Source organism: Sorangium sp. So ce296 (assembly GCF_051529605.1).
Lineage (GTDB): Bacteria > Myxococcota_A > Polyangia > Polyangiales > Polyangiaceae > Sorangium > Sorangium cellulosum_D.
Map to the genome: position 1 here is coordinate 8361457 of NZ_CP150325.1, position 16853 is coordinate 8378309.

The 16853-nt window shown below is 71.9% G+C and carries 12 protein-coding genes; 5 read left to right on the forward strand and 7 right to left on the reverse strand.

Annotated features, from left to right (window positions below; genetic code table 11):
- Positions 1–30: 30 nt before the first annotated feature.
- From WME98_RS30870 to WME98_RS30885, 4 genes are all read right to left on the reverse strand, one after another.
- Positions 31–1194 (reverse strand): pyridoxal phosphate-dependent aminotransferase, encoded by a 1164-nt coding sequence (locus WME98_RS30870; RefSeq protein WP_437945299.1) that lies wholly within the window; start codon positions 1192–1194, stop codon positions 31–33.
- Positions 1195–1350: 156 nt separating this feature from the next.
- Entirely contained in the window at positions 1351–3405 is a 2055-nt protein-coding gene (locus WME98_RS30875; RefSeq protein WP_437945300.1) for a sodium-translocating pyrophosphatase, read from the reverse strand.
- 293 nt (positions 3406–3698) lie between these two features.
- Complete coding sequence (locus WME98_RS30880) at positions 3699–5153, reverse strand: DUF5050 domain-containing protein (protein WP_437945301.1); 1455 nt, start codon at positions 5151–5153, stop codon at positions 3699–3701.
- A gap of 369 nt (positions 5154–5522) precedes the next feature.
- Positions 5523–6203 (reverse strand): hypothetical protein, encoded by a 681-nt coding sequence (locus WME98_RS30885; protein WP_437945302.1) that lies wholly within the window; start codon positions 6201–6203, stop codon positions 5523–5525.
- A gap of 552 nt (positions 6204–6755) precedes the next feature.
- Here WME98_RS30885 and WME98_RS30890 point away from each other — a divergent pair.
- A complete protein-coding gene (locus WME98_RS30890) occupies positions 6756–8354 on the forward strand; it encodes a glycoside hydrolase family 30 protein (protein ID WP_437945303.1) in 1599 nt (532 codons plus the stop codon).
- On the opposite strand, the gene WME98_RS30895 is transcribed toward WME98_RS30890, so the two are convergent.
- The gene (locus tag WME98_RS30895; RefSeq protein ID WP_437945304.1) at positions 8291–9211 is read right to left on the reverse strand and encodes a helix-turn-helix transcriptional regulator; all 921 of its coding nucleotides are present in this window, start codon (positions 9209–9211) and stop codon (positions 8291–8293) included. The genes WME98_RS30890 and WME98_RS30895 overlap by 64 nt on opposite strands.
- Positions 9212–9301: 90 nt before the next feature.
- On the opposite strand from WME98_RS30895, the gene WME98_RS30900 reads away from it, so the two are divergent.
- Both WME98_RS30900 and WME98_RS30905 read left to right on the forward strand, forming a co-directional pair.
- Positions 9302–10060, forward strand: a complete 759-nt coding sequence (locus tag WME98_RS30900; RefSeq protein WP_437945305.1) for an MBL fold metallo-hydrolase — start codon at positions 9302–9304, stop codon at positions 10058–10060.
- A 269-nt stretch (positions 10061–10329) separates the two neighbouring features.
- Positions 10330–10929, forward strand: coding sequence for a hypothetical protein (locus WME98_RS30905; protein ID WP_437945306.1), 600 nt, complete (start codon positions 10330–10332; stop codon positions 10927–10929).
- A gap of 97 nt (positions 10930–11026) precedes the next feature.
- Here WME98_RS30905 and WME98_RS30910 read toward each other — a convergent pair whose 3' ends face one another.
- On the reverse strand, positions 11027–13555 hold the full coding sequence (locus WME98_RS30910) for a catalase (protein ID WP_437945307.1): 2529 nt from the start codon (positions 13553–13555) through the stop codon (positions 11027–11029).
- 538 nt (positions 13556–14093) lie between these two features.
- On the opposite strand from WME98_RS30910, the gene WME98_RS30915 reads away from it, so the two are divergent.
- Entirely contained in the window at positions 14094–15473 is a 1380-nt protein-coding gene (locus tag WME98_RS30915) for a cytochrome P450 (RefSeq protein WP_437945308.1), read from the forward strand.
- Positions 15474–15551: 78 nt separating this feature from the next.
- Here the strand turns inward: WME98_RS30915 and WME98_RS30920 are convergent, their stop codons facing one another.
- Positions 15552–16172: a winged helix-turn-helix transcriptional regulator gene (locus WME98_RS30920; protein ID WP_437945309.1), complete on the reverse strand. Its 621-nt coding sequence runs from the start codon at positions 16170–16172 to the stop codon at positions 15552–15554.
- A gap of 86 nt (positions 16173–16258) precedes the next feature.
- On the opposite strand from WME98_RS30920, the gene WME98_RS30925 reads away from it, so the two are divergent.
- Positions 16259–16828: a dihydrofolate reductase family protein gene (locus tag WME98_RS30925; RefSeq protein WP_437945310.1), complete on the forward strand. Its 570-nt coding sequence runs from the start codon at positions 16259–16261 to the stop codon at positions 16826–16828.
- Positions 16829–16853 lie beyond the last annotated feature (25 nt).

The window sequence follows — 16853 nt, forward strand, 5'->3', positions numbered from 1 at the left end:
GCGAGGCAGGCCGCCGATGTCGCGCGTCGGTCACCGCGCGCGCTGCCAGGCGACGATCCGCGTCACCGCCTCGTCGACCTGCTCGACCGGGGCCGCGAAGGACAGCCGGACGCACCGCGCGCCACCTTCGCCGTCGAAGTCCGTGCCCGGCGTGAGCGCCACGCCCGTGTCGGCGAGCAGCCGCTCGCACCACGCGACCGAGTCGTCCGTGCCGACGTCGGCGTACAGGTAGAAGGCGCCGTCGGGCGGCGCGACCTTCCAGCCGAGCTCGGGTAGCCGTCGCAGCAGCAGGTCGCGCGCCGCCGCGTAGCCCTCCACCAGCCGGTCCGCCTCGGCGTACGCCTCCGGGGTCAGGGCCGCGAGCGCCGCGTGCTGCGCCAGGGCGGGCGGGCACAGCGCGAGGTTCCCCGCCAGCGCGTCGACCGGCGCGACGAGCTTCGGCGGGAGCACGAGCCACCCCAGGCGCCACCCCGTCATGGCCCAGTACTTCGAGAAGCTCGAGACGACGACGGCGCCCGCGTCGCCGTAGCGCGCCGCCGTCGCCTGGCGCCCGGCCCACGCGCCGTACGTGAGGCCGTGATAGATCTCGTCGCTCACCAGCCGGACGCCATGCTCCGCGCACCAGCGCGCGATCGCGTCGAGCTCCGCGGCGTCGATCATCGTGCCCGTCGGGTTCGCCGGGCTCGCCAGGATCAGGCCGTCGAGCTTCCCGCCGTCGTGCGCGGCCGCGAGCTGCGACGTGGTCGGCTGGAAGCGGCTCTCCGGGCCGCACGGCAGCTCGACCGCCTCCACCCCGAGGGAGCGGAGGATGTTCCGGTACGCCGGGTAGCCCGGGCGCGCGAGCGCCACGCGGTCGCCCGGCTCGAACGCCGCGAGGAACGCGAGCAGGAACCCGCCCGACGACCCGGTGGTGAGGGCGACGCGCGACGGGTCGAGGTCCACGCCGTACCAGCGGCCGTAGTGCTCCGCGAGCGCGCGGCGCAGCGCCGGGATGCCGAGCGCCTCGGTGTACCCGAGGTCGCCGTCCGCGAGGAGCGCGGCCGCCCGCTCGCGCACGACGGCGGGCGCCCCGGAGCCCGGCTGGCCCGCGCACAGGCTGATCACCGGCTCGCCCGCCGCGCGCCGCGCGTTGGCGGCGGCGAGCACCTCCATGACCGCGAACGGCGGCACCTGCGAACGGCGGCTGATCCTCATGAGACCTGTCGAGTCGGGACGATGACGTTTACGCCATCACCCCGAGCGGCTCAACGGCCATCTGCAGCGCTGAAGCGATGTCGTCGGCCGAGGAGATTCGGCCCGTGAGGCAGGGCGAGGACGACGCGGATCGGCGCGTCGCGACGGCGGGTCCGCTCAGGCGATGAGCGGGGCGATGAGGAGCGACACGACGCCCATCACCTTGATGAGGATCGAGATGCCGGGGCCGGACGTGTCCTTGAAGGGATCGCCGACGGTGTCGCCGACGACGGCGGCCTTGTGGGCGTCGGAGCCCTTCGCGTGGCCGTCGAGGCCGCCCTTCTCGATGTGCTTCTTGGCGTTGTCCCAGGCGCCGCCGCCGTTCGCCATCATCAGCGAGAGCACCGCGCCGACGACGAGCGCGCCGGCCAGCGTGCCCGCGAGGACCTCGGGGCCGGCCACGAAGCCGACGACGACCGGCGCGAGCACCGCGATGGCGCCGGGCGCGATCATCTCGCGGATGGCGGCCGACGTGGCGATGTCGACGATGACCTTCGGCTGCGGGTCGACGCCCGGCTTGCCCTCGAGCAGGCCGGGGATCTCGCGGAACTGACGGCGGATCTCCTCGACGATCGAGCCGGCCGCGCGGCCGACGGCGGTCATCGTCAGCGCGCCGACGAGGCAGGGGAGGAGGGCGCCGAAGAGGAGCCCCATGAGGACCTTCGCGTCCGTCAGGTAGAGCACGAGCTCCGGGAGCCCCTTCGCGCGACGGACCGCGTCGACCTCCATGTTGAACGCGGCGAACAGCGCGACGACGGTGAGCACCGCCGAGCCGATCGCGAAGCCCTTGCCGACGGCCGCGGTGGTGTTGCCGACCGCGTCGAGCTCGTCGGTGATCGCGCGGACCTCCTTGCCGAGGCCGGCCATCTCGGAGATGCCGCCGCCGTTGTCGGCGATCGGGCCGTACGCGTCGACGGTCATGACGATCGCGGTGCCCGCGAGCATGCCGACCGCGGCGAGCGCGATGCCGTAGAGGCCGAGGTAGTGGTTCGAGATCCAGCCCACGGCGACGAGGGTCACGAGGGGGATCGCGACGCTCTCGAGGCCGACGGCGATGCCGCGGATGACGTTGGTGCCGGGGCCGGTGAGCGAGCTCTGGGCCACCTTGTGGATGGGGCCCATCGACGTGTAGTAGTCGGTCACGAGGCCGACGATGGCGCCGCCCGCCGCGCCGGCCGCGAGGGTGACGACGGCGCCGGAGCTGAAGCCGAGCCCCGGGAGGATGGCGGCCGCCGCGAGCACGACGAGGAACGGCGGGACGATGAGCGCGAGGCGCAGCACCCGGGCCGGGGGCAGGTTCTTGAGCGCGCGCGTGATGAAGATGCCGACGACCGACACCGCGAGGCCGATCGTCGCGAGGAGCAGCGGCAGCGACACGGCCATGGCGCGGAGCTCCACCTCGCCCGCCGACGGCGCGAGCTGCTGCAGCTTGGCGATCGGCATCGTGAGGCCGAGCGCGATCGCGGCGACGACCGCGGCCACGTAGCTCTCGTAGATGTCGGCGCCCATGCCCGCGATGTCGCCGACGTTGTCGCCGACGTTGTCGGCGATGACGCCCGGGTTGCGCGGGTCGTCCTCGGGGATGTTCGCCTCGACCTTGCCGACGATGTCGGCGCCGACGTCGGCGGCCTTCGTGTAGATGCCGCCGCCGATGCGGGCGAAGAGCGCGATCGAGCTCGCCCCGACCGCGAACGAGTGGACGATGGTCGCGAGGTGCTCGTGGTTGCGGAACAGGGCGTAGATGCCGCCGAGGCCGATGAGGCCGAGCCCCGCGACGCAGAGGCCCATGACGGCGCCGCCGTCGAGCGCGGTGACGAGCGCGGTGGGCTTGCCGTGCGCGCGGGCGGCCTCGGCCGTGCGGACGTTGGCGTACGTCGCGGCCTTCATGCCGAAGAAGCCGGCGATGAGCGACAGGAACGCGCCGGCGGCGAAGGCGCCCGCGGCGAGGAGCCCGAGCGTCGCGGCCAGGAGCGCGAAGACGACGGCGGCGTAGACGGCGAGCACCTTGTACTCGCGCGCGAGGAAGGCCATCGCCCCCTCGCGGACGTAGCGCGCGATGCGCGCCATCGTCTCGTTGCCTTCGGGGGCCCTCTTGACGCGCACGTAGAAGGTGCGTGCGACCACGAGCGCGACGGCGCCCGTTACGAGCGACTGATACGACAATGCATCCACGGGTGATGGTCCTCTCGATCGCTCCCGGCCGGAGCGAGCGCCGGCTCCCTCTTCCGTCCATGACGGCGGATCAAGTAGGAAATGGTGGCGCCGCGGTTCCCCGGGCCGCTCTGGGCGAAATCGGGGATAGCGTCAGCGGAACGTGGCGTCCGCGGCGTCGTCCTGTCGGGGCCCGCGCCTGCCGACGGTGACCGTGATGTTGGAATATTACAGGTAGGAATGATGCGCGAGGCGCGTACGTCGGGGTCGCCCTTGCTGGCGCGCGCTCGCGGTCGCCGTCCGGACGGGGGCGATCAAGGGGCGTGATAGGACACGACTTGACCCTGGTAGCGATAGTCGCCGGCGTTGGACCAGAACACGCCCTGGCCTTCCGGGGCGAGGACGCGCCAGGCGACGGGCTGTCCGAGCGCGAGCACGACGGTCCGGTGGCTCTCGAGGTCGTGCGCGTTGACGCTGCGGTTCCCGCCCGTGTCCGTCGAGAACAGCGTCGAGCCCCGGAGGGCGAGCCCCGCCATCGAGACCCCCTGATAGACCAGCGTCTTCTGCCCTCCGCCGATGGGCGCCTTGAACACGCCGCCGTCGCCGACATTCGCCCAGTAGACGAACGCGGCGTCCACCGCGATCCCGGTTGGCTCGGCCTCGTTCTCGGCGATGACGGTCACCTCCCCGCCCGACTTCGCCACCTTGTAGACCTTGTTGGTCGCGGAGCCGCCGGTCCAGTAGATGTTCTCTGCGTCCTGCGCGAGGCGCTCGGGATTCCCGGCGCCTTCCGCGAGGACGACGGGCTCGCCGCCGTCGAGCGGCATCGTGTAGATCTTCTCGCCGAAGCCGTCGCCGAAGTAGAGGGCCGACGCGTCGCCGATGACGCTCACGACATAGCCGACCTCGACAAGGGTCTCCACCTCCTGGCTCGCCTTGGCGACGCGCCGGAGCGCGGAGGGGATCACCGGATCATCGTCGCCGCCGCTCGCCCAGTACACGTGGGAGTCGTTGACCCACAGCGACTTTGGATCCGAATCGGCGGGGATCATCGCCTCCGCCGCGTCGGCGCCCGGCTTCACGCGGTAGATGAAGCCGTCGTTGTTGTCCCCGGTGGCGACGTCCTCGGTGCCGCCGCTCGCGAAGTAGAGGAAGGACCCGTCGGCGGCGAGCGCGCTCGGGTAGCGGTGCTGGCTCGCCATCGCGGTCGGCAGGGGCATCCCCGGGTAAACGCTGGAGAGGCGGTCGGTCTCCGTGATGACGCTGTCCCTGGAGACGTCGTGTCGCGCGAGCGGCGCGAACGCGTTCGAGCCCTCCTGCGCGGTGAAGCCATAGGCGCCGAGGACCGTGTCTTCGCCCAGCTCGGCCTTGAGCGCGACGGTGATCGGCAGCGTGAGCGTGATCGGCTTGTCGAACGTCTGGCCCTCCGGGCCGAGGACGTACAGGGGCCCCACCGCGCCCTCGGGGGCGTCGTCGACGCGCTCGACGGTGATCACCGTCTCCTCGCGCACCGCGCCCGCCGGCACCTCGATCGTGAAGCCGTCCTCCGCGGTGAAGGTCCCGCCCTGCGCGTCGACGGAGAACTGGCCGGACGCCGGCTGCGCGCCGGTCTCCGACGTGTCGCCGCCGCCGGTCTCGCCGCCGCCGGTCTCGTCGCCGCCCGTATCGCTTCTGTCGGTACCCTCGTCGCCCTTGTCCGTCCCACCGCACGACGCGCTGCTCAGCGCGGCAGCCGCGCACGCCAACACCAACACCAAGTTCGTTGTCATCGCTTTGCTCCTCCGCGGGCGGCCGTCGCCGCCATGTCATGGAAGGCCATGGCTCTGCTGAGCTCGCCATCGGCGCGGCTGCGGCATCACCATTGATCCAAGCAACAGCGTAGCGCCTGAATTGCGGCTGGCGAGCTGAGCTGGAGCACGAGACAACGTACGGTGTTTACCCGTCAGGGGTTTCCCACGCGTGCAGTCGCTGCAGTCTTTGCCCGTCAGGGCTAACCCCCAGATATGCAGTTGTGATGGTCTTTGCGCGTCAGGGGTTTTCCATGTGTGCAGCCGCACCGCGTGCCGCCGGCCGCTCATGGGTCGTCGGGGGGGCGGCGGCGTCCTTCTCGGGCCGACCGGAGCGGCCGCGCCGCAGGGCTACAGGGCGGTGTGCGTCCCCGTGATCCAGACGGTCGCGTGGGAGCCGTCGGACTGCTTGGCCCAGGTGCGGACGCGGTACTTGCTCGTGGCGACCTGCTGCGCAGTCCCGTAATTCTCGTGGTAGTAGGTGAACGTCGGAGTCGAGCAGTGCCCGCGGCCGGCCAGCGGGTTGTCCCAGACCCACGCGCCCGCCTGCTCCTTGTACGTGAGCTCCACGAACTTGTTCGTGGCCCAGTCCCAGCGCTGCATGCGCGTCGCCATCTTGGTGTTCTCACAGTCGCTCATCGCCTGCGAAGCGTTGCTCCACGAGGTGGAAGAGGAGCCCCAGAAGGTCGGCTCCACGTCGAAGCGGTACGTCTCCGGGGACTGGTGCTGGTAGTAGTTGGGCACGGGGAAATCCACGATCGTCGTCGCTCGATCCAGCCCGCCGGCCGGACAGATGCTGTCGATCCACTGGTAGGAGCGGACGTAATCCTCGCTTGCTCCGACCGCGGTGAGCTGCGGGCTGGTGAAGTTCGGGTCGAGCCCCATCGCGCAGGGGTCAGGGTTTCCTCCGAGCGCCTCCGCGCTCTCCGCCGTGTCTTCCTCGCCGAAGCTGCCGTCCTCCGCCGCCACGCAGCCCACGACGCTCGAGAAGGTGATGAGACCGAGACCGACATGATACGCAGCAATCTTCATGGTGCGACTCCCCTTGGTATGCCTGCCTGTCAGACCGCGCCCGACCAAGGAGCAGGGAGCATGCCTACGGCGATCCCGCCGAGCGCTCCTGCGTGTTTCAACGGTCTCGCGGCGCAAGTTTGCGACGCGGGCCATGGGCTGATCGCCGCTCGCCAGGCGATGGAGGCGGCAGCCTCCTCCATCGGCAGGGCGATGGAGGCTCGCGCCTCCACCTCGGCGAGCTCCCTGCTCCCCACATGGGTGCGGGCGGGCGCAGCCCGCCGGGCCCGCGAAGCGGCGGGTCGATCGCGACGGGGCGGAGGCGCTGACCGGAGCGGCGCGCTGGCAGCGCTGCCACGCGGCGTACGACTCGGTGAAAGCTCGTTGCAATCTTGCGCCCCGAGCGCCATGCCCTCTCTGCAGAAGGCACTTTTCGAGTGCAAAGACGCTGCCCGTTCGACGAGACTCGCTCATGAGAAGCTCCTGAGGCCGTGGGGATCCGCCCGCGCCTCCCTGAAGTGGCATCACGCCGTCGTGAGCGAGACGGCGCTCACCGCAACCGCACGCACCTCCATGAAACTTCAAGCTATCGTCGCGTCGTTCGCCGCGCTCACCGTGGCCGTGTCGTGCTCCCCGAGCGATCCGGGCCCTTCCGTGGACGCCGCGGCGGCGGGGAGCGGCGGCCAGGGGGGAAGCGCAGGCAGCGCGACCGCGGGCTCGGGCGGCGGATCGACCGCGGGCTCGGGGGGCGGATCGCCGAGCAGCACCGGCGGCACGGGGGCCGTGGGCGGGAGCGGGGGCTCACCGAGCGAGCCACGCCCCACGGTGACCGCCGCGCCGGGCACGGAGCTCGTCAGGATCGACACGGGCGTGCTCCACCAATCGTTCGAGGGCTGGGGCACGAGCCTGTGCTGGTGGGCCCATCACGTGGGCGGATGGGAGGAAGCCAAGCGCAACGCGGTCGTCGAAGCGGTCGTCGATCCGGTGAGCGGGCTCGGCTACAACATCTTCCGCTACAACATCGGTGGCGGGGAGAACCCGTCCCACGAGCACATGAAGGAGCACCGCGAGATGCCGGGGTTCCAGGGCGCCGACGGGACCTTCACGTGGGAGAACGACGAGAACCAGCGCGCCATCCTCCTGCGCATCGCGGAGCGCGGAGCGGACCTGATCTTCGAGGCGTTCTCCAACTCGCCCCCGTACTGGATGACGAGCAGCGGCTGCGCCTCGGGCAGCAGGAGCGGCGGAGACAACCTCAAGGCCGACCACTACGACGACTTCGCCCACTACCTCACCGAGGTCGTGCGTCATTACAGGGACGAGCACGGGATCGCCTTTCGCACGCTGGAGCCGCTGAACGAGCCTTACGCAAACTGGTGGAAGTCGGACGGCTCCCAGGAAGGTTGCCACTTCGACCGGGCGAGCCAGGAGAAGATCATCCGAGAGGTGGCCGCGCAGCTCGCCAGCAAGGGCCTCGACGAGACGGTGGTCAGCGCATCGGACGAGAACAGCATGGATGATGCCGTCCGGAACCTCGGCGCGTTCGGCGCGGAGACGCTCGCCGCTCTCCAGCAGATCAACGTCCACTCCTACGCGGGCAGCCAGCGCAAGGAGCTCCGGCAGCTGGCGACCCGGCTCGGCAAGCGTCTGTGGCAATCGGAGTCGGGGCCCCTCGGGCAGAACCTGAGCGACGACACCGACGCGGCGCTGTTCATGGCGGAGCGCCTCATCCGGGATCTGCGCGAGCTGCAGCCGGAGGCCTGGGTGGATTGGCAGTCGGGCGATCCGTCGCGCAGCTGGGCGAGCTTCACGCTGAACGACCGCGAGCAGTCCTACGCGCCCATCAAGCGCTTTTACATGCACGCCGGCTTCAGCCGGTACATCCGGCCCGGCGCGACCTTCGTCGAGGTCGACAGCGAGGACATGGTGGCCGCGGTCAGCGCCGACGGGCGCGCTCTCACGCTCGTGGTGCGCAACGGCGATCGCGGCGCGAGCCGCGGCTACACGCTCGATCTCACGCGGCTCCCCACGGTCGGCCCCGCGGCGGAAGCGCACCGCACCTCGCGCACGGAGGACCTCGAGCGGCTCCCCGACATCGCGATCGAAGACTATCGCTTGGTGATCACGGCCCCCGCCTTCTCCGTCACCACCTTGGTCATCCCGATGCCTTGATGGGGCCGCATCGCCCCCGGCCGCGCGTCGCCCGGCCGCTCCTGCGCCGCGCGCCGGTAGGCCGCGGGCGTCGTGGCGAAGTGTCCCCGGAACAGGCGCGTGAAGTGGCTCGTGTCGCGGAAGCCCCAGCGCGCGGCGATCTCGAACACCGCGTCGTCCTGGCGGGTCGCGAGCTCGCTCGCCGCCCGCTCGAGGCGGCGCCGCCGGATGTGCGCGGCCAGCGAGCTGCCGAGCTGCTCGGCCATCGCGCCGTCGAGATAGCGACGGCTCACCCCCTGCGCCCGCGCGATGTCCGCCGGCTGGAGCGCCGGGTCGCCGAGGCGCAGCTCGATCTCGGCCAGCGCCCGCTCGACGCGGGTCCGCGAGAGCTCGGGCGCGCGGCCGCACATTCCGATCGCCTCGAGCACCACGCCGACGGCCGCCGCGCAGTCGCGCTCCGACAGCGACGAGCCCTCGCGCAGGATCTGGCGCAGGAGCCCCGCCACGACCCGCTCGCCTGCGTGCTCTTCGCCGCGCGCGACGGCCGTCCGGAGGTCGACCCCGGGGTGCCGCTGCTGCACCACCGAGACCGGCAGCCGCAGCAGCAGTCGCCGCCCCCGGCTCATCGAGAGCTCGAAGGGGGCGTCCGACTGGACCCAGGCGAACATCCCCTCGCGCAGGAGGGTCCGACGGCCCCCCTGCGCGATGACCCCCTCGCCCTCGGCCACGGCGACGATCTTGAGCAGCCCCGTGGCCCGCGCGGGCTCGCAGCGGACCTCGAACGGCTCGGCGCCGAGCCAGAGCAGCTCGCCCGGGCCGGTCCGCACCGCGCGCTCGAGCATCGCGTCCGGAGGCGCCGCCAGGTGGGTCAGTTCCATCGTGGACCACCCGCCGCGTCGGATCCGGCCAGGCGCCGCCCGCCGCGGCGCCGCACGCTGGGGCCAGACGTTCGGCCCCGGAGGAACATCATGTCTGCGGTCCAGATCATTCGCGTGCCCATTTTACCCTTTCGGATGGTCAACGCGCACCTGCTCGTCGGCGCTGCAGGTTGCGTGCTGGTCGATGCCGGCGTGCCGGAAGCGGCGCCCAAGGTGGGCGAGGCGCTGGCCCGCGCGGGCCGCGGCTGGTCCGACCTGAAGTTGATCGTGGTCACGCACGCCCACGTCGACCACGCCGGGAGCGCCGCCGCCCTTCGCGAGCGATCCGGAGCGCTCGTCGTCGCCCACGAGGCCGAGGTCGAGCACCTCAACGGGCGTGCCCCGATGACCTTCTGCCCGACCGGTTGGTTCGGTCGCGTGTTCGTCCGTGCCCCGCTCGTGCACGAGCGCTACGCCCCCGTCGCGCCCGACCTCGTGCTGTCCGGCGACGAGACGCTCGACCTGGCTCCCTACGGGGTCGCAGGCAGCGTGCGCCACACGCCCGGGCACACCCGGGGCTCGCTCTCGGTCGTCCTCGAGTCGCGCGAGGCGCTTGTCGGGGATCTTGTCGCTTCGGGGGTGATGCTGGGCGGGCTGGCGCGACTGGGCCATGCGATTAGGCCCCCCTTCGAGCTGGACCCGCGCGCCGTCGGCGTCGCGCTGGAGCGGCTGGTCGACGAGGGGGTGCAGACCTTCCACCTGGGTCACGGAGGGCCGCTCGGCGCCGGCGAGGTGCGGCGGCACGCCCGCGTGCTGGCAGGCTCCGTCGCGGGCGTGCCCCACCTGCAGCGGATGCCCCAGCCGCGGTGAGCGCGGTCCCACGGCGCGGTGGGCCCTCCTTGACGAGGCGGGGCAGCCGTCGGCTACGCTATCTTGCCACGATGCGTGGGGGCGGCACATGGGGGTGGGGTCGGGGTTCAAGGCGCTCCACGCGGATGCCGCGGTCAGCGGTCGAGAGGACTGACCATGCCGAGAATACGGGGATAGGCGCCACGCTTTGCGGCTTACATGCGAGAGCGCGAAGATATGTCGTGCAGCACGGCTGATTGCGGTGTTCGGCGGCAGGAGGCGAGGCGCGGATGGTGGTAAGCGGCATCGAGTACCTGGACGAGGGCGCGGAGCTGTTCCCCGACGGCTCAATCCACGACGCGACCCTTGTCCGCGACACGGACATCCAGGGACTTCCGTGCGCCGGCGGCTGCGACGTGGTGTTCTTCCCCAGCGGCCGGCTCCGGCTCGCCTCGCTCTCCCGGCCGGTGGTCATCGGGGGCGTGGCCTGCGCCCCCGGCATCGCGTACCTTCACGAGAGCGGCGCTCTTCTGAACGCCACGCTTGCCACCGACCACGAGTTCACGGGCGTGCCGGTCCCGGCCCGTGCGCGGGTCACGCTCGACGAGGCCGGGCGGCTGCTCGAGCGCTCGCAGCGGCTGGAGGCGGATCAGCTGGTCGGCGGGCTCCCGTGCTCCGCCGAGCTTCACGCCTGGGTCTACCCTGATGGCCGTCCGAGCGTCGTGGTGCTCGCCTCGCCGTCGATCGTCGGGGGGCAGGAGTACCCGCGTGGGGCCGAGCTGTTCCTCGATGAGGGCGGGCAGGTCCTCGACTGGCGGCAGGTCGACCTCGATTCGGGACGGCGGTACAAGCAGCGCGTCTTCGGAGTCTACGAGGCTCCGCTCGAGTAGGCCGCCGAACCGGGCGCTGCCGACGCTGACGAGGTGAGGTTCGAACGGCCGTATTGCCCGGGCGCCGAGGATGTGCTCGGCGCCGGGCGCGCCGGGGTCAGACCGCCGGCGGCTCGGTCTGGCGCTGCCACGCGCGGTGGATGGCGATCACCTTGATGAACGCCGGGGCCGCCTCGGCCACCCCGTCGTCGGGCAGGACGAGCAGGCCCGGGTCGTTGTCCGCGCCGGCCGCGGCGGCCTTCACGCCCGCGGCCGCGGCGAGCTGCGCGGCCGACGCGGGCACGAGCAGGGGCTTGCAGTGGCGGTACTGGAGCTGGACGAACTCGACCGCGAGCCCGTCGCGCGCCAGCGCCGCCGCGTTCGCGCCGGTCGGCAGCGCCGCCGCGTCGAAGAGGACGCTCGGGGCGGTCTCGAACGTGACCTCGACCGGCAGCTCGTCGCCCTCGGCGGTGCGCACCACGCCGAGGCGCTCGCCGACGTAGCGGGGCACCGCGCCCGCCGTCAGCAGCGCGTCGTAGAGGGCGCCCACCGCCGCGCCGCTCACGCCGTCGGCGACGAGGAGCGCGACGCGGCGGCCGAGGATGCGGCCGTCGCCCGGCCGCGCGAACAGCGACAGGGGCGGCGACACCGCGACCTCGGGGTTCTCGACGGGCGGCACTGCCACCGGGAGCGGCTCGGGGAGCGGCATGCCGAGGTCGGCCGCGACGCGCGCGGCCAGCGCCTCGTCGACGTTCCGCACCATCCGGACCATGCGCTCGCGGATGGCCTGCGTCTGCACGCGCGTCAGCTCGAAGCGGAAGGCGCGCGCGATGTGCTCGCGCTCGACGGGCGTCTGGCTCGCCCAGAAGAGGCGCGCCTGCGTGTAGTGGTCGGCGAACTTCTCGGGCTTCGCGCGCAGCTTCGTCGGCTCGGTCGCGGCCTGCTGCGCCAGGAGCCGCTCGGCGACCGAGGCGAAGCCGCGCGCGCCGGCCTGGAAGGGGCAGCCGCCGGCGAGCGAGTTGGGCTCGTAGTTCACCCGGCCGCGGTTGATCGCTTGACGGTGGAAGCCGTCGCGCTGGTTGTTGTGCACCTCGGCGATCGGCGCGTTGATCGGGATCTCGTGGAAGTTCGGCCCGCCGAGGCGCGAGAGCTGCGTGTCGAGGTACGAGAAGTTGCGGCCCTGCAGCAGCGGGTCGTTCGTGAAATCGATGCCGGGGACGACGTGCTGCGTGCAGAACGCGACCTGCTCGGTCTCGGCGAAGAAGTTGTCGGGGTTGCGGTTCAAGACGAGCCGGCCGACGGTGCGCAGGGGCGCGAGCTCCTCCGGCACGATCTTTGTCGCGTCGAGCACGTCGAAGCTCCACCTCTCGGCCTCGGCCTCGGTGAACGTCTGGATCTGCAGGAGGTACTCGGGGAAGGCGCCGCCCTCGATGGACTCCCAGAGGTCGCGGCGGTGGAAGTCGGGGTCGGCGCCCGCGATCTTCACCGCCTCGTCCCAGTCGAGCGAGTGCGTGCCGAGCAAGGGCGTCCAGTGGAACTTCACGAGCGTCGCCTCGCCCGCCGCGTTGACGAGCCGGAAGGTGTGCACGCCGAAGCCCTGCATCGTGCGGTAGCTGCGCGGGATCGCCCGGTCGCTCATATGCCACATGATCATGTGCATCGACTCGGGCATGAGCGAGATGAAGTCCCAGAAGGTGTCGTGCGCGCTCGAGGCCTGCGGCATCTGGTGGTGCGGCTCGGGCTTGACGGCGTGCACCACGTCCGGGAACTTCATCGCGTCCTGGATGAAGAAGACGGGGATGTTGTTGCCGACCAGGTCCCAGTTGCCCTCTTCGGTGTAGAACTTCACGGCGAAGCCGCGCACGTCACGCACCGTGTCGGCGCTGCCGCGCTCGCCGGCCACGGTCGAGAAGCGCACGAAGACGGGCGTCCGCTTGCCGACCTTCGCGAAGGGCGCGGCCTTGGTGAGCGCGGTGATGTCCTCGGTGCACTCGAAGTAGCCGTGCGCGCCCGAGCCGCGCGCGTGCACCACGCGCTCGGGGATGCGCTCGTGGTCGAAGTGCGTGATCTTCTCGCGCAGGATGAAGTCTTCGAGCAGCGTCGGGCCGCGCAGCCCCGCGCGCAGCGAGTTCTGGTTGTCGCCGACGGGGACGCCCTGATTCGTCGTCAGCGCGCGGCCGAGCGAGTCGGCCCGGTGCTTCTGCAGCGGCCCCTGGTTCAGGTTCTCGCCGGGCGCCGCCTTGGCGCCGTTCTTCTCGGACTCGTTGCTTTCGGTGATCGTGCTCGCGGTCGCGTCGAGGTTCTCTGGCTTCGCTGTGGCACCTTGCGGCGGCTGTGGCACTTTGCCGCGTAGCGCGTACTCGGCGGGTTTGTTCACGTTCTCTGGGATTGCGGCGACGAGCGCCTCGGTGGCGTCGACCTTCGCGTCGAGGCGGTCTGCCGCCGCGAGGTTGCGCACCCCGGCGTCGTCGCTGCTGGTCCCGCTGCCGAGCGCGGTCGCCGCGCGCTCGAGGAGGCTGCGTTTGGGCCGCGCCGCCCGCGGCTTCGCGGACGGTCCGCCCATCGATTGCTTCGCGCTGCCGGCGCCTTTTTCGGCCGGCGCCGGATCTTTGGATGATGACTTCGCAGGGTCTTTGCGATCGGTCATGAGATGGCCTCCTGGGGGGACCGGGGCTTCAGCAAGGAGCGCACCAACGGTCGAGCTTGGGGCCGCCGTGCGGTCGCCCGACGCGCGGCCGGGGCCGTGGCGGCGCTTCGGTTGGCCCGCCGCGGATTCGCAGGGCGTCGACGCGCGGACGGCCGCGGCGACGGCCGGGTGGGCGACTCACGATGACGAGCGGGGAGGGGAGGGAGCAGGGCGGGAGAAGCCGGACCGGGGAATCGCGCACGCGCACGCGCACGAAGGACGAGCACGAGAGACGAGCACGAAGGACGAGCACGAGAGACGAGCACGAAGGACGAGCACGAGAGACGAGCACGAGAGACGAGCACGAGAGACGAGCACGAGAGACGAGCACGAGAGACGAGCACGAGAGACGAGCACCATCCGCATCAAACCCGAGCGAAAACCACGCGGCGTCTCTCTTCCTCGGTCTGCCCCCCTCGCACCCGGCGCGCGCTCCTCCCCGCGATTCCGGCGCCCAACCCGCGCCAGCGCGATGCTACAACACGACCCCACACCCGCCATGAGCACCGCCCGCCTCCTCTCCTCCACCGCCCTCCCGCTCCTGCGGGGCCGCAACCCCGTCGCCCGCCGCGTCCAGACCCGGCATGGCTTCCCCGTCCTCCCCGGCGGCTTCCCGGTCGTGGGCCACATGCCGGCGATCGCCGTCGACGAGCTCGGCCTGCTCCGCGAGGGCCAGCGCCGCTTCGGCTCCCTGTTCTTCTGGACCCACGGCTTCCAGGCCTGGCAGCTCATCTACGCCTCGAAAGACGCCTTCTCGCTCTTCAAGAGCAAGACCGTCGACTCCTCGTATCTGACCGAAGGCGGGGTCGGCCACCTCTTCGGCCAATCGCTGATGGCCCACGACGGCGCCTCCCACCGCCACATCCGCACCGCCATGAACGGTCCCTTCTCGCCCAAGGGCCTCGACGCCGCCGAGGTCGGCGCGATCGTCGCGACCAGCGTCGAGCGCAAGGTCCGCTCCTGGGTCGGCCGGCGCGACGTCCTGGTGCTGCGCGAGACCCGCGAGCTGGCCCTGGAGGTGATGTTCAAGATCACCGGCGTCGAGGACGACGAGCTCCCCGAGTGGCGCCGCCACTACGAGGATCTGATGCTCCTCATCCTCAACCTGCCCTTCGACGTGCCAGGCTCGCCGAGGCGCCGCGGCCTCCGCGCCCGCGGCTGGCTCGACGCGCGCATCCGCCGGATCCTCGCCGACGTGCGCGCCCGCGGCGAGGCGAAGGGGCTCCTGCCCGCGCTGCTGGCGGCGCGCGACGAGGACGGCGAGCCGCTCTCGGAGGACGATCTGGTGGGCAACCTCCGCCTGCTCCTCCTCGCCGGCCACGAGACCTCGGCCTCGACCATGGCCTGGTGCGTCGCCCACCTCGCCGAGAGCCCCGCGATCTGGCGCGCGCTCCGCGAGGAGGCGTCGAGCGCGCCGGATCTCCCACGCTCGCCCGCGGAGCTCCGCCGCTTCCCCTTCGCAGAGGCCGTGTTCCGCGAGGCGCTCCGCCTCCACCCGCCGGTGCCCCACGACGCTCGCCGCGCCGTCGCCGATTTCGAGCTCGAAGGCCGCACCGTCCCCCGAGGGACCAACGTGGCGATCCCGCTGGTCCTGCTCTCGCGCGATCCCGAGCTCTACCCGGATCCGGACAGCTACCGCCCCGAGCGCTGGCTCGACCGCAAAGAGGCGATATCGCCGCTCGAGATCGCCCAGTTCGGCGGCGGCGCGCACTTCTGCCTCGGCTATCACCTCGCCTGGATGGAGATCGTCCAGTTCCTCGTCGCGCTCGGGCGGGCGCTCCCGGCCTCGGGCCCGAGGCTCCAGGGCGGATTCCCGGCCTCGCGCTACCTCCCGGTGCTCCGGCCCGCGGCGGGCATGCGCGTCCGCTTCGACGGCTGAAGCGGCGTGGGCCGGCTGTAACGGAGCGCGCGCCCCGCGAGCGAGCGCGACGAACACGCCGAAACCGCCGGTGCGCGCTCAGGCGGGCGCGGGGCGCGCGAACGCGCCGAGGAAGCGCGTCGCGAGGGCGGCGTCGCCGGCGATCTCGACCCCGCGCGGCTCGTGTCCAGCGAAGACGACGGCGCGGAGCGTGCGCGCGGTCGTGGTGATCGTCGCGTCGGGCGCCTCCGGCTCGCCGCGCGCCACCGACAGGGCGCCGCACGCGATCTCGACCGAGAACGGCTCGCCGTCGAGGACGACCGCGAGCCTCCCGCGTGAGAGCGCGCCGGGGTCGAACGTGGTGCGGAGCGCGATCATCAGCGCGCTCGGGCTGAGCTCGCCCCGCGGCAGCGGGGCTGCCCGACTCCCCCAGCGGGCCAGCGACACGAGCACCGCCTCGAGCTCGCGCCCCCGGGGCGTGAGCTCGTAGACCGTCGCCGCGACGGGCGGCGGGAGCGCGCGCCGCTGCACCACGCCGGCGTCCTCCAGCTCCCGCAGCCGCTGCGACAGCACGTTGGGGCTGGCGGACGGGAGCCCGGCGCGCAGATCGGTGAAGCGCCGCGGGCCGAGGAGCAGCTCGCGCACGACGAGGAGCGCCCACCGCTCCCCCACGCGGTCGAGGGCGCGCGCGATCCCGCACGGATCCTGGTAGCTACGCATGCGCACACGATGGAGTTTGACTTCAGGACCGTCCAGTCCTAATTTAGGACTACGATCTTCCAACGAGGTCGCGCGAGGAGGTTGCGATGAGAAGGCTGACGGTGTTCGAGAACGTCTCGCTGGACGGCTATTTCGTCGATGCGCGGGGCGACATGAGCTGGGCTCACGCGTCCTCCGCGGGGGATCCCGAGTGGGCGCGCTTCTCCGCCGAGAACGCGAAGGGCGGCCGGGGCACGCTGCTCTTTGGCCGCAAGACCTACGAGCTGATGGCGGGCTTCTGGACCACCGAGGCCGCGCGCCAGCAGATGCCCGAGGTCGCCGAGGGCATGTCCCGGCTGGAGAAGCTCGTCGTCTCGCGCACGCTCGAGCAGGTCGGCTGGACGAACGCCTCCCTGCTCCGCGGCGACCTGGTGGAGCGGATCGCCGCGATGAAGCAGGGCAGCGGCGAGCCGATCCTGGTGATGGGGAGCGGCACGATCGTGGCGCAGCTCGCGCGGGCCGGGCTCATCGACGGCTACACGTTCGTCATCGTGCCGATCCTGCTCGGCGCTGGGCGCACCCTCTTCGAGGGCCTCGACCGCGCCATCGCGCTCCGCCGCGTCTCCGAGCGCACCTTCCAGAACGGCAACATCGTCGCGACGTACGAGCCGAGGTGACGCGCGCGCCGGACGATCGCGCGCG

Bases quoted from the DNA above. Each gene is read 5' to 3' on its own strand.
- WME98_RS30870 (WP_437945299.1), bottom strand. From the start codon at position 1,194: ATGAGGATCAGCCGCCGTTCGCAGGTGCCGCCGTTCGCGGTCATGGAG.
- WME98_RS30900 (WP_437945305.1), top strand. From the start codon at position 9,302: ATGTCTGCGGTCCAGATCATTCGCGTGCCCATTTTACCCTTTCGGATG.
- WME98_RS30895 (WP_437945304.1), bottom strand. From the start codon at position 9,211: ATGGAACTGACCCACCTGGCGGCGCCTCCGGACGCGATGCTCGAGCGC.
- WME98_RS30910 (WP_437945307.1), bottom strand. From the start codon at position 13,555: ATGACCGATCGCAAAGACCCTGCGAAGTCATCATCCAAAGATCCGGCG.
- WME98_RS30915 (WP_437945308.1), top strand. From the start codon at position 14,094: ATGAGCACCGCCCGCCTCCTCTCCTCCACCGCCCTCCCGCTCCTGCGG.
- WME98_RS30885 (WP_437945302.1), bottom strand. From the start codon at position 6,203: ATGAAGATTGCTGCGTATCATGTCGGTCTCGGTCTCATCACCTTCTCG.
- WME98_RS30880 (WP_437945301.1), bottom strand. From the start codon at position 5,153: ATGACAACGAACTTGGTGTTGGTGTTGGCGTGCGCGGCTGCCGCGCTG.
- WME98_RS30920 (WP_437945309.1), bottom strand. From the start codon at position 16,172: ATGCGTAGCTACCAGGATCCGTGCGGGATCGCGCGCGCCCTCGACCGC.
- WME98_RS30890 (WP_437945303.1), top strand. From the start codon at position 6,756: ATGAAACTTCAAGCTATCGTCGCGTCGTTCGCCGCGCTCACCGTGGCC.
- WME98_RS30905 (WP_437945306.1), top strand. From the start codon at position 10,330: ATGGTGGTAAGCGGCATCGAGTACCTGGACGAGGGCGCGGAGCTGTTC.
- WME98_RS30925 (WP_437945310.1), top strand. From the start codon at position 16,259: ATGAGAAGGCTGACGGTGTTCGAGAACGTCTCGCTGGACGGCTATTTC.